Annotated in this window: 16 protein-coding genes; 9 read left to right on the top strand and 7 right to left on the bottom strand. The window is 57.7% G+C overall.

Annotation, left to right across the window (positions count from 1 at the left end; translation table 11 throughout):
- Positions 1-162: 162 nt before the first annotated feature.
- A complete protein-coding gene (locus FB593_RS08845; protein ID WP_145166467.1) occupies positions 163-5667 on the top strand; it encodes a glutamate synthase-related protein in 5505 nt (1834 codons plus the stop codon).
- Positions 5664-7430 carry a sulfite reductase subunit alpha gene (locus FB593_RS08840; protein ID WP_145166466.1) on the top strand — a complete coding sequence of 589 codons (1767 nt, stop codon included), beginning with the start codon at positions 5664-5666 and terminating at the stop codon, positions 7428-7430. Before FB593_RS08845 ends, FB593_RS08840 begins: the two co-directional genes overlap by 4 nt.
- A gap of 19 nt (positions 7431-7449) precedes the next feature.
- Here FB593_RS08840 and FB593_RS08835 read toward each other — a convergent pair whose 3' ends face one another.
- The 5 genes from FB593_RS08835 to fabA all read right to left on the bottom strand — a co-directional run bounded on the left by FB593_RS08835 (position 7450) and on the right by fabA (position 11452).
- On the bottom strand, positions 7450-8043 hold the full coding sequence (locus FB593_RS08835; protein ID WP_112291054.1) for a TadE/TadG family type IV pilus assembly protein: 594 nt from the start codon (positions 8041-8043) through the stop codon (positions 7450-7452).
- The gene (locus FB593_RS08830) at positions 8040-8636 is read right to left on the bottom strand and encodes a TadE/TadG family type IV pilus assembly protein (protein ID WP_003514434.1); all 597 of its coding nucleotides are present in this window, start codon (positions 8634-8636) and stop codon (positions 8040-8042) included. Before FB593_RS08830 ends, FB593_RS08835 begins: the two co-directional genes overlap by 4 nt.
- 189 nt (positions 8637-8825) lie before the next feature.
- Positions 8826-9632, bottom strand: coding sequence for an enoyl-ACP reductase FabI (gene fabI / locus FB593_RS08825; RefSeq protein ID WP_112291051.1), 807 nt, complete (start codon positions 9630-9632; stop codon positions 8826-8828).
- Between the two features lie 5 nt (positions 9633-9637).
- Positions 9638-10861 (bottom strand): beta-ketoacyl-ACP synthase I, encoded by a 1224-nt coding sequence (gene fabB, locus FB593_RS08820; RefSeq protein ID WP_003514438.1) that lies wholly within the window; start codon positions 10859-10861, stop codon positions 9638-9640.
- A gap of 75 nt (positions 10862-10936) precedes the next feature.
- On the bottom strand, positions 10937-11452 hold the full coding sequence (gene fabA, locus FB593_RS08815) for a 3-hydroxyacyl-[acyl-carrier-protein] dehydratase FabA (protein ID WP_003514441.1): 516 nt from the start codon (positions 11450-11452) through the stop codon (positions 10937-10939).
- Between the two features lie 195 nt (positions 11453-11647).
- On the opposite strand from fabA, the gene FB593_RS27820 reads away from it, so the two are divergent.
- The 3 genes from FB593_RS27820 (at position 11648) to FB593_RS27490 (ending at position 12615) form a co-directional block, all read left to right on the top strand.
- Complete coding sequence (locus tag FB593_RS27820; RefSeq protein ID WP_003514443.1) at positions 11648-11779, top strand: hypothetical protein; 132 nt, start codon at positions 11648-11650, stop codon at positions 11777-11779.
- Complete coding sequence (gene irrA, locus FB593_RS08805; protein WP_003507276.1) at positions 11769-12188, top strand: iron response transcriptional regulator IrrA; 420 nt, start codon at positions 11769-11771, stop codon at positions 12186-12188. Before FB593_RS27820 ends, irrA begins: the two co-directional genes overlap by 11 nt.
- Positions 12189-12450: 262 nt before the next feature.
- Positions 12451-12615, top strand: coding sequence for a hypothetical protein (locus tag FB593_RS27490; protein WP_186447899.1), 165 nt, complete (start codon positions 12451-12453; stop codon positions 12613-12615).
- 196 nt (positions 12616-12811) lie between these two features.
- Here FB593_RS27490 and FB593_RS08800 read toward each other — a convergent pair whose 3' ends face one another.
- Positions 12812-13450 (bottom strand): trimeric intracellular cation channel family protein, encoded by a 639-nt coding sequence (locus FB593_RS08800; RefSeq protein ID WP_003514444.1) that lies wholly within the window; start codon positions 13448-13450, stop codon positions 12812-12814.
- 78 nt (positions 13451-13528) lie between these two features.
- Here FB593_RS08800 and FB593_RS08795 point away from each other — a divergent pair, with 78 nt between their 5' ends.
- Positions 13529-14047 (top strand): hypothetical protein, encoded by a 519-nt coding sequence (locus FB593_RS08795; RefSeq protein ID WP_019564536.1) that lies wholly within the window; start codon positions 13529-13531, stop codon positions 14045-14047.
- A 12-nt stretch (positions 14048-14059) separates the two neighbouring features.
- Here FB593_RS08795 and FB593_RS08790 read toward each other — a convergent pair whose 3' ends face one another.
- On the bottom strand, positions 14060-14770 hold the full coding sequence (locus FB593_RS08790) for a YoaK family protein (RefSeq protein WP_145166465.1): 711 nt from the start codon (positions 14768-14770) through the stop codon (positions 14060-14062).
- 204 nt (positions 14771-14974) lie between these two features.
- On the opposite strand from FB593_RS08790, the gene FB593_RS08785 reads away from it, so the two are divergent.
- The 3 genes from FB593_RS08785 to FB593_RS08775 all read left to right on the top strand — a co-directional run bounded on the left by FB593_RS08785 (position 14975) and on the right by FB593_RS08775 (position 17616).
- Positions 14975-15916 carry an ABC transporter substrate-binding protein gene (locus FB593_RS08785; RefSeq protein ID WP_003514451.1) on the top strand — a complete coding sequence of 314 codons (942 nt, stop codon included), beginning with the start codon at positions 14975-14977 and terminating at the stop codon, positions 15914-15916.
- Between the two features lie 141 nt (positions 15917-16057).
- Positions 16058-16831 carry an ABC transporter permease gene (locus FB593_RS08780; RefSeq protein WP_113472991.1) on the top strand — a complete coding sequence of 258 codons (774 nt, stop codon included), beginning with the start codon at positions 16058-16060 and terminating at the stop codon, positions 16829-16831.
- Positions 16831-17616, top strand: coding sequence for an ABC transporter ATP-binding protein (locus tag FB593_RS08775; protein ID WP_013635262.1), 786 nt, complete (start codon positions 16831-16833; stop codon positions 17614-17616). Before FB593_RS08780 ends, FB593_RS08775 begins: the two co-directional genes overlap by 1 nt.
- The last annotated feature ends 28 nt before the right edge of the window (positions 17617-17644 follow it).

Here is a 17644-nt window from a genome sequence, read left to right as displayed (position 1 = left end):
TGGCGGCCGCAAAACGACCGTTCGCGCCATTAAACGCCGATAAGCAGAAAAGAAGAGGAGCAGCCAGGTCGCCTGCGGCTCCGCCCGCAGAGTGCCGGCTGACGCGCCGGGTTTCGGGAAAAGGGCGATGCCGCGCGGAATGCGCAACGAGAGGAGAGAACCTTGAGCGTGACGGAGCAAAAATTCGGCCTTTACGATGCGGCTTTTGAGAAAAGCAGCTGTGGCGTCGGTTTCATCACCCGCAAGGACGGCGTGCAGACGCATGATGTGCTGAAGCGCGGTCACGAGGCGCTCTGTGCCGTGCCGCATCGCGGCGGCATGTCGGCGGAGGGCGTGGGTGATGGTGCTGGCGTGTCGCTCGATCTTTCACTCTCATTTTTCCGGAAGCTGACTGACAACGATTCCTTGCAAGCCGGCCGGTTCGGCGTCGGCAATTTTTTCCTGCCGCAGAGCCCTGCTTTTCATGACCAGGCGATCGGCATCATCGGCAGTGCTCTGGAGGAACAGGGCTTCTCGATCCTGCTCGTCCGCAATGTACCGGTGAATGACGCGGCCATCCGCGCGGCCGCCATTTCCTACCAATTGCCGATCCGGCAATGGGTCTTTTCGGCCCCAGCGGAATGCGCAACCCTTGCCGAGTTCGACTGGCGTATTCACAAGGCGCTGCTCGCTATCGAGGCGCTTGCCTATACTGCGCCGGAACTTGCCGGTTTTTATCCGGTGTCGCTCAGCGCACGCACGCAGGTTCTGAAAGGGCGTTTGAACTCGCATGAGGTCATGCCCTATTTCTGCGACCTGACCGATCCGTGCCATGAAGTGCATACGATGTATTTCCACACGCGGTTTTCCACCAATACGGATCCGCACCCCTCCATGGCGCAGCCCTTTCGGCTGATGGCGCATAATGGCGAACTCAACACCGACAAGAAGAACCGGCTATCGGAAGCGGCCGTGGCGCTGGCGAAAAATGCCAGCATCATCCGGCCGAAGGGCCAGTCTGACAGCTGCCGTCTGGACCAGACATTGCAGGCGCGGGTGATGGAAGACGGTCTCGACCTCGTCACCGCCGTCGTCTCGATGATGCCGCCCGCCTGGGAAAACGACGACACGCTCTCGCCCGGCGTCAAGGCGATGCTGGAATATTTCTCGCTCTACGAGGAGAAGAATGACGGCCCGGCTGCGCTGATTTTCGGCGACGGCACCGTCATCGGCGCACGGCTTGATCGCCTCGGCCTGCGCCCGCTGCGGACCGTCGAGACAGACGATTATCTCTGCGTCATGTCGGAGGCGGGGCAGATCGCCTTTCCGGCCGAAAGCGTCATTCGTCGCGGTCGCATCGAGGCCGGCGGCATGCTTTATTACGACCACGCCGAACGGCGCGCCTTTTCCACCGTCGAGGCGCTGGAGCTTCTGGCGGCGCGGAGGGACTACCCGTCGCTATTGTCTGAAGCGCGCGTCATGCTTGCGGATTTGCCGGAGGTGCCCGCCGAAAAGCAGGGATCGCCGCTTCGATACAACGGCGATCTGGAACGGCATCAGCGTTATGTCGCCTATTCGCACAATCAGGAAAGCTTCAAGTTCCTGATGGATCCGATGCTGGCGTCGGGTGCTGAAAAAATCTCGGCCATGGGTTATGGCAATGCCATCAACGCGCTCTCCGATCAGGAAGGCGGGGTTGCCAAATATTTCTCGCAACGCTTTGCGCAGGTCACCAACCCCCCGCTCGACAGCATTCGTGAGGCCGATGGCATGACGCTGCGCGTGGCGCTCGGCGCAAAGCCGAATAGCGGTGCGAAAGCGGCCCGCCAGATTGTCGTGCGCTCCCCGATCCTGACCCATCTCGACATGCTGCGCATTCGCGAGCAGTCGGAGACGCCAGTTCGTCGTTTCGAGATGCTTTATACCCCGATCTTTGATGCTGCGATTGCCAACGAAGCGGCCTTGCGTCAGGCGATAGATGGCCTCTGCGGTGAGGTTGTGGCTTTCGCGGCCGGGGAGGGCGGTATTGCCGTCGTCACTGACCGGCACGTTTCGGCAGGTCGTGCGGCCTTGCCTATGATCATGGTCGTCTCCGCCATCAACCAGCGGCTGATCGAGGAGGGTCTGCGGCTACGCGTGTCCCTGATCGTTGAAAGTGGGCAATTTTCTTCCTCGCATCACATCGCAGCGGGCCTTGGTTTCGGGGCTTCGGCTGTCTACCCACTCGGCGTGCAGTTCCGTGCCGAGGAGAAATTTGGTGCCGATGCTGACAAGGCCTTCAAGCGTTTTGCCAAGGCGGCTGAAAAGTCGCTGATGAAGACCATGGGCAAGGTCGGGCTGTGCACGGCGGAAAGCTATATTGGCGGCGAGTTCTTCGAACCGAACTTCCTCGACACCAACGATCCTGTGCTGAAGCGTTATTTCCCCAATGTTAAGACCCCGGTCGGTGGCGTTACCTTCGCTGTCATCGCGCAGGCGGTGTCGGACTGGCATCGAAAGGCGCTGTCGGTAAAGAGTGAAAACGACATTCCGCTGCTCGGTCTCTTCAAGGAGCGCGCCGAAGGTGCTGGCCATTCCTATGGCACGACGGCGGTTCGCGGTTTCGTCGATATGACGGAGGAAAAGATCGGTTTCGACAAGGGAACCGACAACGAGGAGGCGCTGCGTCTCCTGCCGCTCAACCGGCTGGAGGATGCTTTCGGCCTCAACGATGCGGCCTATTATCACAACAGCTTCGACCGGCTGACGCCCGAGGCAATCGACGCTTTCGAGGTAACGCCGGGTTACCGCGCCTTCGCACGCATGATGGCCGAAGAAAGGGCACGCCGTCCGGCAGCCCTGCGTGATGTTCTGGAATTGCCGGCTGATGTGACCTTTGCCGGTTCGGCCGAAGAATTCCGCCGCGAGATGGGGCGCTTTTCCAGACGTGGCAACAACAGCTTCATGGTGCGCGGATTGCTCTGCGAAAGTGCCGGGGAAGGCGCGTTCCGGCTGCAATTGACCGGCCCGCACGGTCATGAGCTTGCCCGGCTTGCCGCACTCGGTCAGTCGCTGCTCGATCGTTTCGGTGAGGATATTGCCGGCCATTGGCTGGAGGGCGGCGCGCTTCTGGTTCAGGCGAAGGGTGAAGCATTCACCTATCTGTCGCTGATCCGCACCGCACCTGACAGCATTGCACTCGACGCTGTGCAAAAGGCGAGTGAGATTACCAAGACCCTCGCTTCGGGTGCGATGAGCCATGGCGCGCTGGTCGCAGCCGCCCATGAGGCGGTGGCGCATGGCACCAATATGGTTGGCGGCATGTCGAATTCGGGGGAGGGCGGCGAGCATATTTCCCGTTACGGCACCATCCGTGCCTCGCGCATCAAGCAGTTCGCCTCTGGCCGTTTTGGTGTATGGGCGGGTTATCTTGCCGACCCGATGCTGGAGGAAATAGAGATCAAGATCGGTCAGGGTGCAAAGCCCGGCGAGGGCGGGCAATTGCCGTCTCCCAAGGTAACGGTGGAAATAGCCGCGGCCCGTGGCGGCACCCCAGGCGTCGAGCTGGTTTCGCCGCCGCCGCACCATGATACCTATTCGATCGAGGATCTGGCCCAGCTTATCCACGACGCCAAGGCGGCGCGCGTGCGCGTCATCGTCAAGCTCGTTTCGTCGGAGGGCATCGGCACGATTGCAGTCGGTGTTGCGAAAGCGGGTGCGGATGTCATCAATGTTGCCGGCAATACCGGTGGCACGGGTGCGGCCGCTGTCACCAGCCTCAAATATACCGGCCGCGCGGCGGAAATCGGCATCGCCGAGGTGCATCAGGCGCTTTGCGCCACGGGCCTTCGTGCCAAGGTGCTGCTACGCTGCTCCGGCGCACACCAGACGGCGAGCGACGTGGTGAAATCGGCCCTTCTCGGCGGCGACAGCTTCGAGTTCGGCACCACGGCGCTGATGATGCTGAAATGCGTTATGGCGAAGAACTGCAACATCAAGTGCCCCGCCGGCCTCACCACCAATCAGGAAGCCTTCAACGGCGATCCACGCGCGCTGGCGCAATATCTCATGAACATCGCCCATGAAACCCGCGAGATATTGGCCGCACTCGGGCTGCGCTCGCTGCGCGAAGCTCGGGGCCGCTCCGATCTTCTTCACCTCCTCGATCATCCGGCGAGCGTCGGCCAGCTTGACCTGCGGGCGATGCTTTCGGTGGTGGAGGAAGTGAAGATCGACAGCCCGGTCTATATGGAAAAGGACTTCGCGCTGGACGATGCCTTCATTGAACTGGTGCGCTCGGCTCTGATCGACAGCAGACGGGAAAACATCGAGCTTGGCGGCAACCGCTTCCTCAACAATTGCAACAAGAGTGTTGGCGGCCAGCTCGCCGTCGATATCGAGCGCATGCTGAACCACGAACTTTCCGACGAAGAGGCGGATGCGCTTCCGGCTGTGAAGCGGGATAGCCGTGGTCGCCGTTTTCTGGAGGCGGGTTCGGTGCGCATCGACACATCAGGTTCAGCCGGGCAGTCCTTCGGCGCCTTCTGCAATGACGGCATGGTCATGGTCCATACCGGTACCTGCAATGATGGCGTCGGCAAAAGCGCCTGCGGCGGCACCATTGTAGTGCGCTCCCCCGGTGGCGGTTCGCAAGATGCTGATGGCAATGTGCTGGTCGGCAATTTTGCATTGTTCGGCGCCACCGGCGGTCGCACTTTCGTGGAAGGGCAGGCGGGCGACCGTTTCGCGGTGCGCAATTCGGGTGCGACAGCCGTTGTCGAAGGTGTGGGCGACTTCGCCTGCGAATATATGACCAATGGCGCTGTGCTTAACCTCGGCAGTTTCGGCAAGGGTTTCGGCAACGGCATGAGCGGCGGCTTCGTCTATCAATATGACCCTTACGGCGATCTGCCGAAGAAGGTGAGCCATGATTCCATCCTGCTCGGCTCCATCACCGGCGAGGACGAACAGGCATCTATCCACAATCAGGCCGTTCACCAGCTTTTGACCTGGCATGTCGACGAAACAGGGTCGGCCAAGGCCGCATGGATTCTGGAAAACTGGGAAAGCGAACAGCACAATTTCGTCTACGGCATGCCGCGCGCCCTGCTGCTTTATCAGGACAGCGACGAAATTCTGAAAGCCAAGCCCCGCAAGGAGCTGCTGGAGGAACTGGCGTCCGCGCTTGCCGCCCATCAGGTGCGGAAGTTCAAGCTGGCTTATCGCGACCGCAAGGCCGTGTTGAACGGAACCGTCCCTGGTTATGGTGAGACGGATACGGAAGACATGTATGCGCTCATCAACAACTACACGGTTTTGAGCATGGCGCAGGCCATTGCTCTCCAAAGGTTGCCGATGGCATCCGGTCCTTCCGATCCCGCCATCGAAAAAGCCGTGCGCAATCTCGTCCTCACGGAGGACTATGCGTTGATGCAGCGGCTGCTGAAATATGCGCGCGAGGCGCTTTCCGATCATGATGACGAGCAGCTTGCGGTGATGATCGCCGCCAAGCGGCTCGACGATTACAAGCAGGCGCTCGCGCGCCGCAACATCTGGTCGGTGGATAGCCCCGGCACCTATGGCTGGATCATTCAGCAGAACCGCAAAAACATCGAGAAGATCGGTCGTCTGCCGGGCTTTGAGGAGCTTTTCGCGGCGCGTGCCATTCCCGACCTTGCCACCGCATCCAGCCAGAACAGGGCAGCATGATGAAGATACCTTACATTCCTCAAGATGCCCCTTTCAATGGCGACCAGCGCGCCTGGCTATCCGGCTTCCTGGCCGGGCTTCATTCCCGCGCAGCAATGGGTATGGACACATCGGTTGCCGCTGCCGCTCCCAAGGCGGCGGCCAGCGTGCTGAACATTCTCTTCGGCACCCAGACCGGCAATGCCGAGGCGCTGGCGATGGATATAGCCGACGCCGCCCGTGCCCAGGGCATGCAGCCTGTGGTGACAGCCTTGGACGATGTTTCCATGGATAGTCTGGGCGTCATGAAGCGCGTCATTGTCGTCACCTCCACCTACGGCGAAGGTGAAATGCCTGACAATGCCCAGCTTTTCTGGGAGGCACTTTCCAAGGAGGCCGCACCCCGGCTGGATGAGATGAACTTTGCCGTGCTTGCGCTTGGCGACACCGGTTACGATGGCTTCTGCCAGGCGGGCAAGCTCATCGATACCCGCTTCGAGCAGCTTGGCGGCAAACGGATGAAGACGCGTATCGATTGCGATATCGATTTCGAAGATGTCGCCGCCAACTGGATTGGCGAGACCCTGCCACTCGCGCTCGCCATCGATGGTGGCAATAAGGTGGCGGTTGTGCCGGCGATCGCCGAGGCGCCCGCGCGGGCAAAACAGGGCTGGAGCCGCAAGAACCCCTATGCTGCGCAGGTGAGCGTCAATCGCCTTCTTTCCGGGCCTGCTTCGTCCAAGGAAATTCGCCACTACGAATTTGATCTCGGCGAAAGTGGTCTCGACTATGAGGCGGGGGATGCTCTGGGCGTCGTTCCCCTAAACGACCCGAAACTGGTGGGCGCGCTGCTCGAACGCTTCGGAGTGAGCGCGGATGGTGAAGTCGCCGGACTCGACCGTCCGGTCGGCGATGCGCTTCTCAATATGTTCGAGATATCGATCCCGTCGCGTGAACTGGTCGCGGAGATCGGCAAGCGCGCAGGGCACGATGAACTCAGCCACATCCTTGCGAATGGAGACAGGGAACAGCTTGCCGCCTTTCTCTGGAGCAAGGATATTCTCGACCTGCTTAGTCTCGGTGAAAAACCCGTATTCGAGCTTGCTGAATTCGTGACTTTCCTGAAGCCGTTACAGCATCGCGCCTATTCTATCTCTTCCAGCCCTCTGGCCGCGCACAACAGCGTGCATCTGACAGTCGCCAGCGTGCGTTATCGCGCCGAAGGTCGCGAGCGTGGCGGCGTCTGCTCCACCTATCTCGCGGACCGGGTAGAAGCGGGGCAGAGTGCCGGGATTTTCGTCTCTCCGAACAAGGCGTTTCGCGTGCCTCAGGACAATGACGCACCTGTTATCATGGTGGGACCCGGCACGGGTATTGCGCCATTCCGGGCATTTTTGCAGGAACGGCAGGCGCGGGGCGCAAAGGGCCGGAACTGGCTGTTTTTCGGCGATCAGCACCGGCAGTCGGATTTCATCTACGAAGACGAACTTGGAAAGATGAGTCGCGATGGCGTGCTGACCCGTCTCGATCTCGCTTTCTCGAGGGATCAGGCCGAAAAGATCTATGTTCAGACCCGTATGCGCCAAAACGGCAAGGCACTCTATCAATGGCTCGAAGAGGGCGGCCATTTCTATGTTTGCGGCGACGCGACCCGCATGGCGAAGGATGTTGACGATGCCCTGCACCGGATCGTTATTGACGAGGCGGGCATCTCTGCGGAAGCGGCAAGCGACTATGTAAACCGGCTGAAGCGCGAAAAACGGTATCTGCGCGATGTTTATTAGAGCAAAGCGCTGAGGCGCATCAGCAATTGGAGCAGGTTATCTCAGCGTCGCGCTGCTTGAAGAAATAATCGCGTGCGATCGTGATCGATCTTACGCCGGACGAAGAAATATCTGGCATGAACATCAACAATTCATGCGGCACGGAAAGCTCGACGTGGATGAGGAAACTGTCCGCTACAAGCAAACGTGTGGGAACGGAGACTGGTGATCCCACCACATAGGGCCGCGCGTTTTTCTCGTTCCAGGACCAGGCGATAGTCGCCTGTTTCTGCTTGTCGATCTTGATGCCGCTGATCTTCAGCTGCAGACCCTTGGTGCTGTAAGGCGCAAAGACGGCAGCCGTTACGTCCTGCATGCTTGTCAGATAAGCTTTGTCGACGGAATTTGTTTTGGAGATCAGGTCGTTGATCGTTGCGGAGGCGCTGCTTGCCCGCTTGTAGGTATTATAGCCGATTGTGAGTTCGAAGGACGTCAGATAAAGCGCAAGCAATATCGGGAAGACGATTGCAAATTCTACCGCACCCACGCCACGGCGATCCCTTGCGAAGCGTGCAACGAGCGCGATGAAACGAAGTCGGCCGTTCGTGATGGTGGAAGCAAGCCCTGCCATCATGAGCCCCCGCTCGTGGTGTATTTCTCATTCATGAAAGCATCGGTCGCGACAATGAGGAAATGCGAGGGCATCGACCCGTCAGCTGGGCGTATTTTGGTAAGATATGGTCGGATGATATCTGCGACTACACGCCAGCGATAATAGACGCGCAGCATGTTGATCGTGTCCGGTCCACCCGGCTTGAAGCCGAATTGCGCCGTGTCGAGATCGTAATATTCGCCGTTAGCTTTCAAGGGTATCGTAGTTGGAATATCCTTGAAGGCGGTGAAGGAGCGAAGGTCGATATAAAGCTTCTGTTCTTTTTTGATCTCATCAGCCGAGCAGGTGATAATCACCGAAACTTCGTTGCAGAAACTCTTGCGAAAATCCTCTTTGGAAATCGAACTGCTGATCTGCCCGGTGCGTAGACGCCTCGCCATCGTGTCGGTAGCATTGACGACCACTTGCTCCGCCATCAAGGCGATGAAAGTTTCGATGATCGCAAAGACGACGAGGAAATAGGGAAGCGCCAGGATCGCGAATTCGATGGCTGCTGTCCCGTCACGCGAGAGCCCGAATTTTTCCAGCAATGGCTTCAATTTGGCCAGTCGCATATGTCGGTGTCGATCTTTAGAATATGCGGCAAGCGCAACCGTTGAATTTGTTGCGGACCATAACCAGCCGGTGTTTAAATTCAGTTACCCCGACGAGTTATACTTTATCAGTTCGCAAAAATGGCACAGGCTATAAACGCAAAAAGCCCGGCATATCGCCGAGCTTTTACTTACTGGAAAAACGATAGCTTATTCCGCATCCGCTTTTGAGAGAACCTCAAGGGTGGGTGTGGAGGTGATGTTGTAGCCGCAATCCACGTAGTGGCACTCGCCGGTAACGCCGCGCGACATGTTGGACAGCAGATAAAGAGCCGATCCGCCGATATCGTCGATATCCGCTGTCCGCCGCAGCGGTGCGTTTTTCTGGTTCCACGCATAAATTGCGCGCGCATCGGAAATGCCGGCGCCCGCCAGTGTGCGGACCGGTCCGGCCGAGATGGCGTTGACGCGAATATCCCGCGGGCCATAGTCGGCAGCGAGATAACGCACGGACGCTTCGAGAGCTGCCTTGGCAACGCCCATGACGTTGTAGTTGGGGATGACCCGCTGCGAACCGTTATAGGTCAGCGTCAGCATGGATCCGCCATTCGTCATCAGTTCGGCGGCACGCTTGGCGATTTCCGTGAACGAGAAACAGGAGATAACCATAGTGCGGCTGAAATTCTCGCGGGTCGTATCCGCGTAAAGACCCTTCAGCTCGTTCTTGTCGGAAAAGCCGATCGCGTGCACGACGAAATCCAGCGTACCCCATTTTTCGCGGATTGCCGCAAAAAGCGCGTCAACCGAGGCGATATTCTCGACATCGCAAGGCACGATAAAGTCGGATCCGAGCTCGGCGGCGAGCGGCTTTACCCGCTTGCCGAGCGCCTCACCCTGATAGGTGAAGGCGAGCTCTGCGCCCTGCGCCGCAAGAGCCTTGGAGATACCCCAGGCGATAGAGTGATTGTTTGCGACGCCCATGATGAGGCCGCGTTTACCCTGCATGATGCCGTTCATGGCAATTATCCGTTATGACGCTGAAAGACCAGCGTGGCGTTGGTGCCGCCGAAGCCGAAGGAATTGGAAAGGATCGTGTCGATCTTGGCATTGTCGATGCGGCTGCGAACAATCGGGACGCCCGCAAATTCCGGATCGAGTTCGGAAATATGCGCGCTCTCGCCGATGAAGCGTTCCTGCATCATCAACAGGCCGTAGATCGATTCCTGAACGCCTGCTGCGCCCAGCGAGTGGCCGGTGAGGGACTTGGTCGACTGGATATGCGGGATCTTGTCGCCGAAGACTTCCCGGATCGCGCCGATTTCCTTGCTGTCGCCAACCGGCGTCGAGGTGCCGTGGGTGTTGATGTAGTCGATATCGCCCTTGACGGTGGAAAGGGCCTGACGCATGCAGCGGATCGCGCCCTCGCCGGAAGGAGCCACCATGTCGTAACCATCCGAGGTTGCGCCATAACCGACGATCTCGGCGTAAATCTTCGCGCCGCGCGCCTTCGCATGTTCAAGCTCTTCAAGAACCAGTACGCCAGCACCGCCGGCGATCACGAAACCGTCGCGGTTGACGTCATAGGCGCGGGAAGCGAGGTTTGGCGTCTCGTTATATTTGGACGACATCGCGCCCATGGCGTCGAAGAGGTTGGACATGGACCAATCGAGGTCTTCATGGCCGCCAGCAAACATCACGTCCTGCTTGCCCCACTGGATCATCTCGGCGGCGTTGCCGATGCAATGCGCCGATGTGGAGCAGGCCGAAGAGATCGAATAGTTGACGCCGTGGATCTTGAACCAGGTCGCAAGTGTGGCCGATGCGGTCGAGGACATGGCCTTCGGCACGGCAAACGGGCCAATACGCTTCGGGCTGTTGTTCTTCAGCGTGATATCGGCGGCTTCGACGATGGTGCGGGTGGAAGGACCGCCCGAACCCATGATGATGCCGGTGCGCTCGTTGCCGCTGATGTCGCTTTCCTCGAGACCGGAATCGGCAATCGCCTGCTTCATGGCAACGTGGTTCCATGCGCCGCCCTGCGAAAGGAAGCGCATGGCGCGACGGTCGACCAGCTCGGTCGGATCGAGAGACGGCTTGCCCCATACCTGGCACTTGAAACCGTGTTCAGCAAAATCCGGTGAAAATGAAATGCCGGATTTGGCGTCGCGCAGTGATGCGGTGACTTCGGCGGCATCACCACCGATGGAAGAAACAATGCCGAGGCCGGTGACAACAACTCGTCTCATGAAATGGACCTTTTCTTAAGATTTCGGCTGGACGACCGAAGCCGCCCGGCGTTTGCCAGGACTATTCCGTCCGCTTCAGGCGGTCTTTTCCTTCGACAGCCCCACACGAAGGTCCGTCGCTTGATAAATGGTTTCGCCGTCTGCCTTCAGCCATCCGTCTGCGGTACCCAGAACGAGACGTCCGCGCATCACACGCTTGAAGTCTATGCCGTACTGGAGGAGCTTCGTCTCCGGGCGAACCATGCCCTTAAACTTGACTTCGCCGGTGGAGAGCGCCATGCCGCGGCCTTCTTCGCCCAGCCAGCCGAGGAAGAAGCCGGTCAGCTGCCACATGCCGTCAAGGCCGAGGCAACCCGGCATGATCGGGTTGCCCTGGAAATGGCAGGGGAAATACCAGTCGTCTGGGCTGACATCATATTCAGCGCGGATGAAACCCTTGTCGAACGCGCCGCCGGTTTCGGAAATTTCGGTGATGCGGTGAACCATGAGCATGGGAGGCAACGGAAGCTGGGCATTTCCCGGGCCGAACAATTCGCCGCGTCCGCAGGAAAGGATCTCCTCGTAATTGTAACTTGATTGCCTCGTTGCCATACCGCTTTCACTTCCTCAATCACTGGTGTTTATCGACTTCACTAGAGCAAGTTAGGTTCAAAATGAAGCGCTGCAAGGGCAGAGGCCATTATGCCCCCATTCTTTGTCTTCGAACCTTCTTTAGAGAAGTCATTACCTCAATATGCCGTCCGCATACAGGAACCATCCGGCAGGAACCAGAGGAAATTTGCAAGAATGGCCGGTTTGCAGCCATTTGCGACACTCGGCGACGCTGAAACTATTGAAAGCATTCACCGCAAAAGATATATGCTATTGCAATTGATGGGTTTCACCCCTGTGTTTGGAATGGGATTGCATGGCATTTGACGCCACATTGGATATCGGGACGAGGCTGCGGCGCTCGGGGCTGCGGCCCACGCGCCAGCGCGTTGCTTTGGGCGATCTTCTTTTCGCAAAGGGTGATCGCCACCTGACGGTCGAGGAACTTCATGACGAGGCGGTGACCGCCGGCGTGCCCGTTTCTCTCGCGACGGTATACAACACGCTGCATCAGTTTACCGAAGCCGGCCTGATCCGCGTTCTGGCTGTCGAGGGTGCGCGCACCTATTTCGACACCAACGTGTCCGATCACCATCACTTCTTCGTGGAAGGAGAGAACGAGGTTCTCGACATTCCCGTCAACAATCTCCAGATCGACAATCTGCCAGAGGCGCCCGAAGGCATGGAAATCGCCCATGTGGATGTGGTCATTCGCCTGCGTCGCAAGCGCGGTTGAAGCTTTTACCCTATCACGGAATGTAAATGGCGCCCATGGGTGCCATTTCTGTTTTCAGCGCTCATTTCTGTGGAATGTTTCGATGGCTTATGCTTTCGGCTGAGGCAGAACTTCGCGCCGAAAGTATTAATTCTTCTTCGATTCACAACGTTCCCGTGCGATCAATTTTTTCCGTAAATTATCTTATGTAGTTGTGTTGAGTTTCAAATTATTTTATAAGAAATTTTCTCTATTAATGGCTTATTTTTTGGATTTGTATTTTATGAAAAATAACAAAAAAAATTCTACTTTAGAAAAAAGAGAAAAAGACACAACAAATTACTATAAATTATTCAATGGTGGAGAGCAAATAAAAGGAGTTTTTAATGGAATTAATTTAATATTGTCGCTTTTCATTAAAAAAAACAAAAATAATACTGATGAATAAATATAATAAAATGCAAATCTAGGGATGTAAACTACGAACTGGGTAGCGCACGCCGTAGTCATGTGCTGTCTTGTAGAGACGATGAAAATGATGCTTAATTTATGGGTTTGGTATTCTCAGCGCTGGAGTTGTTTCCTATGTAGAATTTAAAGGGTCACCGCAAGAGTTGGCGCGACCGCCATAGGCGTAAGTTATATTACTTCAATATATCTTCAGGCCGTCTGCCGGGCTTGCCCTTGTAGGGCGGAAAGGTCCATCCGAAGATCAACGCTCCGGACCGGACACCGAAAGCCGTCAATACGCCGATGCCCGACGCGACATAAAGCGGCGCTCCGAGGAAATAAGCGCCGGTGAAGATGGAGGCGCCCAAAAGCGCGCAGGTGATGTAGATTTCCGGGCGCAGCAGCACGGAGGGTTCTCCCGCGAGAACATCGCGCAATACGCCGCCGAACGTCGCTGTCAAAACGCCTGTCACGATCGCCACGGTTGCGGAGCCGCTTGCAGCCAGACCCTTGGCGGCTCCCATGACGCAATAGGCTGAGAGGCCGACGGCATCGAGCCAGATGAGCACCCGATACCGGGATTCGAACAGGTAGGCGGTGAAGAAAAGCAGAACCGCAACCGATACGCAGACCAGGATATAGGTCGGGTTCAACACCCAGAACACGGGCGCCCTGCCCAGCACGAGATCGCGCACCGTGCCGCCGCCGATCCCGGTCGCGGCGGCGAAAAACAGGAAGCCGATCAGGTCGAGCTGCTTGCGTGAGGCGGCCAATGCGCCGGTTGCGGCAAACACGGCAACGCCGGCATAATCGAGAAAACCCAGCAGTGTCATGGAAAAAGGTCCCCCCGGAAATTTGGATGCGTTTGCGTCAGTGTCGCGCAAGCACGGAACTCTAGGCTGGCCGCCCGGATGATCGCAACATCCATAAACGAAACGGATGCAAAGGAAAATGCCGTGCGAATCGCTATCGTTGCCGCTCTTCAGGCGCTGGTCCTCTTGATGTTTCCGGTCGCGCTGGCGGCACAGCAGCAGCTGGTGAACGATCCCGAGATCTATGAAAAGGATCATTTTCGGAAGGAGTGCAAGACGGCTGGCTTCGGCGATGATTTCATCACCAGACTGGATATCAACAATGATGGCCTGATGGATGCCGTCGTCAATCACGGCGTGCTGGATTGCGATGGCGAAAAAGGCCGCAGCTGCGATGACGAAGGTTGCCCTTACAATTTTTACGTCCAGGTCAAAGAGGGCGGATATCTGATGATCGCGACGGCCCGGATTTACGGCTACGATTTCATCAAACGTTTCGGCAACATGGTCTTCGTACTGAAGATGCACCCGCGTTATTGCGATCGAACCGACAAGGAAGCCTGCCTGATGACGGTGCGGGTGCGCGGCACGAAATTCGTCACCATCTCACGCAAGTGACGACGCAGTCCGTCAGGGCGCGATGCGCCTGATCCGGACCCTTTGGTTATAGCGGTGGCGAAGCGAACGCGGAATGACGAGTGTGGCGATGGCGACCGCAAAAACGGTTGCCGCAACCACCCACAGGGCATCGTACTGCAGCGTGGCGCCCAACACCGCCCCGCAGATTGCGCCGCTTATCATACCGAGCCAGGGCACGATCTGGATGCCCCAATCGAGGCTTCGCTCCCCCAGAAGATAGCGACCGATGCCACGGCCAAAACGGGAAAGGGCGCCGGTCACGTAGGTGAGGCCAATAGGCAGCCCCTCAATATGTTCGACGGCAGCGTTGACCATCCCCATGGCGAAAACGACAAGATAAAACTGCGCCAGGGCGGAACCATCGCCACGCAGCAATGCGGCAATCGCCACCAGCGACCCGACGGCCACGAGAACGGCAAAGATGCTCCGGTCGAATTTATGCGCGACCACGATACCGCCAGCATTGCCCGCCACGAAAGCGATGATCGCGAAGAGTAGTTTCGCCGCATGGGAATAAACGCCAGCTTCCACCGAAATGGCCGCGCGGGTGGTGTTGCCGGTCATGAAGGAAACGAAATCGCCGGAAAGATGAAGACCCACCGCATCTGTCATTCCGGCGATGAATGAAATGGCGGCGACGAGCGCAATGCCGGTGCCGGTGCGCCTTGCCCTGATGATGTTACGGCGTCTCTGTCTGGTCATGGAAAAGCTCGATATGGAAAACAGCGGGCCGATGCGCCGGGCTGTGCTATCCTATGTCTAGAATGCCGGGCGGCTTGTTTGCAATCTTTCTGGAAGCGTTTGAGCGCCTCTATTTTGTCTAGACAAATGTAAAATCCCTGCCTAGCATGCCTCAAATAAAGCGAAAAAATATCGCACAAAAATAAATCAAAAGGGGTTCCGATCATGAAAAAGACATGGGTTATCGCCGCAATCGCGACGCTTGTTTCATCTGCTTCCGCCTATGCCGAAACATCTGTTACAATAGGCATGTCCGGCTGGACCGGCTTTGCGCCACTGACGCTTGCCAAGCAGGCCGGCATTTTCGAAAAGAATGGCCTCAAGGTCGATATCAAGAAGATTCCGCAGGCAAGCCGGCATCTGGCGCTTGCTTCCGGTGACATCCAGTGCGCGGCCACCACGGTCGAAACGTGGATCGCGTGGAATGCCAACGGCGTGAAGTCCACCCAGATTTTCCAGATGGACAAATCGCACGGAGCCGACGGCATTGCGGTGCGCAGTGATGTTGCAAAGGTGTCGGACCTCAAAGGCAAGACGGTTGCCGCTTCTGCACCGGGCACATCCCCCTATTTCTTCCTTGCCTGGATACTGAAGGAAAACGGCCTGACCCTGAAGGACGTGAAGGTCGTCAACCTTGAGCCGGGACCGGCCGCGCAGGCATTCGTCGCCGGCCAGAATGAAGCCGCCATGACCTATGAGCCTTATCTGTCCACAGTGCGCGCCGCACCGGACAAGGGGAAAATCCTTGCGACGACGCTGGATTATCCCGCCGTCATGGACACGTTCGGCTGCACGCCGGATTTCTTGAAGGCCAATCCGCAGGCGGCAAAAGCCCTTGCGGACAGCTATTTCCAGGCGCTCGAGCTCATCAAGACGGACCCTGCAAAATCTTATGAGACCATGGGAGCGGACGTAAAACAGACCGGCGAGGCATTCGCAGCTTCGGCGAAATTCCTGGAATGGCAGGACAAGGCCGCCAACCAGAAGTTCTTCGACGGTGAATTCAAGACATTCTCCGAAAAATCGGCTGATCTGCTTCTGGAAATCGGCGTGATAAAATCGAAACCCGATCTTTCGACACTCGCGGACACGTCCTTCATCAAGTAACAGAAGCAAACTGCTGCTTTTCCTTCGGGGATTATTGCAGCCAGTGAGAAGCCTTACAGCGCCTGTGCGTCACGGACGACGCACGGCGCTTAGATGGTGCGGCGATAGAGTGCCGCGCCCGTTTTCCGGACAGGCGACAGAATGCAACCTCTTCAACCCATAAAGAACAGCACGCGGATTTTTCTCGGCATTCTGTTCTTCGTGCTTTTTTTCTCCGCCTGGGGCTTTGCCACGCTCGGCGGTTTCGTATCGCCGACCTTTCTGGCTGACCCGATCACCATGCTGAAGGACGGCATCTATCTGCTAACCGATCAGGGATTTGCCAGCGATATCGGTATGACGATCTGGCGTGTTGTCGGCGGCTTCGTGCTGGCCTCGCTCGTTGCCGTACCGGTCGGCATCGCCATGGGCGCTTACAAGCCGATCGAGGCGCTGCTTGAGCCCTTCGTCTCCTTCGCACGCTATCTTCCGGCTTCTGCCTTCGTGCCGCTGCTTATTCTCTGGGCCGGCATCGGCGAGATGCAGAAGCTGCTGGTGATCTTCATCGGCGCAGTTTTCCAGATCATTCTCATGGTTGCCGTGGCGGTTGCAGGCACAAGACGCGATCTGGTGGAGGCTGCCTATACACTTGGCGCAAAAGACCGGGGCGTGGTCCGCCGCGTTCTCATTCCCGCCAATGCGCCCGATATTGCGGAAATTCTCCGTCTCGTCCTCGGCTGGGCCTGGACCTATGTCATTGTTGCCGAGTTGATCGGCGCGTCGTCGGGCATCGGCTATATGATCATCAACAGCCAGGCGCTGATGGCGACCGGGCAGATCATCTTCGGCATCATCGTCATCGGTGTCATCGGACTTATTTCTGACTTCGTGTTCAAATCGCTGAACCGGAAGCTTTTCGCCTGGAGGCTTGCCTGATGAGCGAACTCGTTATCAAGGGCGTCAGCCGCACTTTCCCCGGCGTTCAGGGCGGCCAGCCAACGCTGGCCTTGCAGCCCACGGATCTGGAAATTTCCCGCAACGATTTCGTCACCATTCTCGGCCCGTCCGGATGCGGAAAGTCGACCTTGCTGCGCATCATCGCCGGTCTTGACCGTCCAACGACGGGTGAAGTCCTTTTGTCCGGCCGGGCAGTGACAGGGCCGGGGGCGGATCGCGGCATGGTGTTCCAGTCCTACACGCTGTTTCCGTGGCTAACGATCCGGGAAAATGTCGCCTTCGGTCTGCGCGAGCGTGGTGTGGCCGAGAAGGAAAAATGGGAGATCGTCGACAGCTATATCGACAAGGTTGGCCTGCGCGGCTTCGAGAACCATTGGCCGAAACAGCTGTCCGGCGGCATGCAGCAGAGAACAGCCATCGCGCGTGCTCTGGCAAACGGCCCGAAAATCCTGCTGCTCGACGAGCCTTTCGGCGCACTCGACAACCAGACGCGCGGACTGATGCAGGAATTGCTGCTCGGCATATGGGAGCGCGAGCAGAAGACCGTCATTTTTGTGACGCATGACATCGAGGAGGCGGTATTCATGGCGTCGCGGGTTGTGACGATGTCAGCGCGGCCGGGGCGCATCAAGTCGATCATGCCGGTCGACCTGCCGCATCCGCGTCACTACACCGTCAAGGCCAGCCCGGAGTTTTCGCAGCTACGCGCCAAGTTGACGGAGGAAATTCGCAGCGAGGCGATTGCCGCCGCTGCCCATGGATAGTTGATCCATAGAACCGGGAGGAAGGAAG

It is taken from the genome of Rhizobium sp. SJZ105 (assembly GCF_007828365.1).
GTDB lineage: Bacteria > Pseudomonadota > Alphaproteobacteria > Rhizobiales > Rhizobiaceae > Agrobacterium > Agrobacterium tumefaciens.
The sequence above is the reverse complement of the archived record's forward strand: the minus strand, read 5'-3'. Positions and strand labels throughout refer to the sequence as shown.

Bases quoted from the DNA above. Each gene is read 5' to 3' on its own strand.
- FB593_RS08840 (WP_145166466.1), top strand. From the start codon at position 5,664: ATGATGAAGATACCTTACATTCCTCAAGATGCCCCTTTCAATGGCGAC.
- FB593_RS08835 (WP_112291054.1), bottom strand. From the start codon at position 8,043: ATGATGGCAGGGCTTGCTTCCACCATCACGAACGGCCGACTTCGTTTC.
- FB593_RS08830 (WP_003514434.1), bottom strand. From the start codon at position 8,636: ATGCGACTGGCCAAATTGAAGCCATTGCTGGAAAAATTCGGGCTCTCG.
- fabI (WP_112291051.1), bottom strand. From the start codon at position 9,632: ATGAACGGCATCATGCAGGGTAAACGCGGCCTCATCATGGGCGTCGCA.
- fabB (WP_003514438.1), bottom strand. From the start codon at position 10,861: ATGAGACGAGTTGTTGTCACCGGCCTCGGCATTGTTTCTTCCATCGGT.
- fabA (WP_003514441.1), bottom strand. From the start codon at position 11,452: ATGGCAACGAGGCAATCAAGTTACAATTACGAGGAGATCCTTTCCTGC.
- FB593_RS27820 (WP_003514443.1), top strand. From the start codon at position 11,648: ATGGCCGGTTTGCAGCCATTTGCGACACTCGGCGACGCTGAAACTATT.
- irrA (WP_003507276.1), top strand. From the start codon at position 11,769: ATGGCATTTGACGCCACATTGGATATCGGGACGAGGCTGCGGCGCTCG.
- FB593_RS27490 (WP_186447899.1), top strand. From the start codon at position 12,451: ATGAAAAATAACAAAAAAAATTCTACTTTAGAAAAAAGAGAAAAAGAC.
- FB593_RS08800 (WP_003514444.1), bottom strand. From the start codon at position 13,450: ATGACACTGCTGGGTTTTCTCGATTATGCCGGCGTTGCCGTGTTTGCC.
- FB593_RS08795 (WP_019564536.1), top strand. From the start codon at position 13,529: ATGATCGCAACATCCATAAACGAAACGGATGCAAAGGAAAATGCCGTG.
- FB593_RS08790 (WP_145166465.1), bottom strand. From the start codon at position 14,770: ATGACCAGACAGAGACGCCGTAACATCATCAGGGCAAGGCGCACCGGC.
- FB593_RS08785 (WP_003514451.1), top strand. From the start codon at position 14,975: ATGAAAAAGACATGGGTTATCGCCGCAATCGCGACGCTTGTTTCATCT.
- FB593_RS08780 (WP_113472991.1), top strand. From the start codon at position 16,058: ATGCAACCTCTTCAACCCATAAAGAACAGCACGCGGATTTTTCTCGGC.
- FB593_RS08775 (WP_013635262.1), top strand. From the start codon at position 16,831: ATGAGCGAACTCGTTATCAAGGGCGTCAGCCGCACTTTCCCCGGCGTT.